This window comes from Desulfovirgula thermocuniculi DSM 16036 (assembly GCF_000429345.1).
In the GTDB taxonomy this organism is placed as follows: Bacteria; Bacillota; Desulfotomaculia; order Desulfotomaculales; family Desulfovirgulaceae; genus Desulfovirgula; species Desulfovirgula thermocuniculi.
This window is the reverse complement of record NZ_KE386891.1, coordinates 1-2,117: the sequence shown is the minus strand read 5'-3', so window position 1 is coordinate 2,117 and position 2,117 is coordinate 1. Positions and strand designations below refer to the sequence as shown.

The following is a 2,117-nucleotide window of genomic DNA, read 5'->3' as shown; positions in this document are numbered from 1 at the left end:
CCTGGAGGCGGGGCGGCCCGTGCCCGAGGCCTCCGGCAGCCTCGAGGTGGGGTGCCACCTGCTCGCCAAGGAGGTGGCCCGCGCGTTCCGGGAGGCGGCGGGCGAGCCGCTGCCGCACCGCCTGGAAGGGTACGTGCTCCGGGCGGCGGCCGAGGGCCGCCCGGTGGGGTACCGCGGCCGCGAGCTCGACCTCTCGCGGGCGTACAGGGAGGCCGCCGCGGAGGTCGCCGCCGCCGTGTCCAAGCAGGTGCTCTCGGCCTGGGCGGACTGGGCCAAGTTCATCACGCTGACCCTGCTGGCCGGGGGAGGCGCCCTGGCGCTCGGCGCAGAACTGGCCCGCTCCTTCCCCGGCGCCCGGGTGGTGGACGACCCGGCGTTCGCCAACGCCCTGGGGTTCCTGCGGATGGCGTCGCGCTGAGGCGCGGCGCTGAAACGGTAGGTGGGTTTCCGTGCCCCTCTACAGGGTGGCCTTCAGGGTGTCGGCGGACGTGGCGGCGGTGCTGGACGCCCAGGGCGACCTGCCCTCCTTCGTGTCGCGGGCCGTGACCTGGTACGCCCGCTTCGGTGAGCCGTGCCTGGAGAAGCTGGACGCGCTGCTGGCGAGGCTGGAAGCGCTGGAGAGGGCGCTGTCGCGCCCCGGGGCAGATTCCAGCGCGGGTTCCGGGGACACTAGCGGGCCAAGGTTCGACCCGGAGGACTTCCTGGCCGCGCTGGGGTAGGCGTCTGGCGAATGCGGCAGGCGGCACGGGATTCCTTTCCGACCTGCTGGTATCGGAGAAGACGATGGCTTGTTTTGCTATCAACCAAAAGAGTCGGCGGAAGGGGGAAAACACCGTGGAGTTGGCAATCGAGAGGAAAAATCTCATGGAGATCGCCGAAGCCGCCCAGAGGGTGGCGGCGAAGAACTCGCCCCAACCCGCGTTCTCGCACCTGCTACTGGAGGCCCGCGGCGGCACGCTGCTGGCCACCGCATCCGACGGCGAGGTCTGGCTGAGGGTGGCGGCCCCCGCCGAGGTGGCCGGAGAGGGAACGGCCGCCCCGCCCGCCCACCTGCTTGCGGGTTTGGTGCGCAGGCTGCCGGACGGCCCCGTGGGGCTGCGCTCGGGGCCGGACGGCGCGACGCTCCACGTCGCCTACGGGTCCTCCGGGGCGGCGCTCCACGGCCTCGATCCCGCGGTGTACCCGCCGTTTCCAGAACGCACCGGTGGCGAAACCCGCTTCTCCGTGGACGGTGGCACCCTCGGAAAGGCGCTGCGGCGGGTGCTCTTCGCCGCGTCCACGGACCTGGCCAGGCCCGCGCTCAACGGGGCGCTGGTCCGCTACGCGGGCGGCGGACTGCGGCTGGCGGCCACGGACACCTTCCGGCTGGCCGAGTGCCGCCTGGCCACTAATGGGGGCGGCCCCGCGGAGGGGGCGGACGCCGTAGTGCCGCTCAGGGCCCTCAAGGAAGTCCAGAGGCTAGCCAGCGGGGGCGTGGAGGGCGCGGTCGAGGCCGCTACCGGCGAGGGCTATATCTACTTCCGGTTACCGGGCGGTGCGGAACTATACGCGCGCCTGATCGCCGGTCGGTTCCCCAACTACGAAGAAGTGACCCCTTCGGATTTCGCCACCGCCGCCCGGCTCGGCGCTGGGGAACTGCTGGCCGCGGTGGAGAGGGCCGGGATGCTGGTTGAAAACGACCAGCTGTCGCCGCCGCTGGTGTCTCTCTCGTTTGGAGATGGGAGGTGCACCGTCGCCGCCCGCACCCAGACCGGGGAACTGAGGGAGGAGTTGCGGGCTACCGTGGAGGGCGAGCCCGTGGAAGTGTGGTTCAACTGGCGGTGGCTGGCCGAGGGCCTGCGCGCGGTCGGAGGCGGCGGTATCTTCCTCGGCCTCAACGGGCCGCTCGGGGCCGCGGTCTTCCGGCCGGAAGGTGGGGAAGAAGGCCAGGCCTACACATACGTGCTGTTGCCGGCGAAGCCCCCGGGAGAGTAGGCGAACGTTTCGCTTCGGGAACGGGGGAATCGGCCATGGAAGAATACCGGAGTCGCGACTGCGCCCGCTGCGCCTACTTCGATCCCGAAAGCGCGGCCTGCCTGGTCGCCGAGGCCGCCCCGGGGGCCGCGCCCGGCGCCGGG

Annotated in this window: 2 protein-coding genes and 1 pseudogene; all 3 read left to right on the top strand. The window is 72.2% G+C overall.

Annotated elements, in window-relative coordinates:
* Positions 1-418: pseudogene (locus G454_RS20060) on the top strand (ParM/StbA family protein); the annotation flags it as partial.
* Between the two features lie 31 nt (positions 419-449).
* Entirely contained in the window at positions 450-719 is a 270-nt protein-coding gene (locus tag G454_RS0116785) for a hypothetical protein (RefSeq protein ID WP_027719479.1), read from the top strand.
* A gap of 115 nt (positions 720-834) precedes the next feature.
* The gene (gene dnaN / locus G454_RS0116780) at positions 835-1,974 is read left to right on the top strand and encodes a DNA polymerase III subunit beta (protein ID WP_027719478.1); all 1,140 of its coding nucleotides are present in this window, start codon (positions 835-837) and stop codon (positions 1,972-1,974) included.
* Positions 1,975-2,117 lie beyond the last annotated feature (143 nt).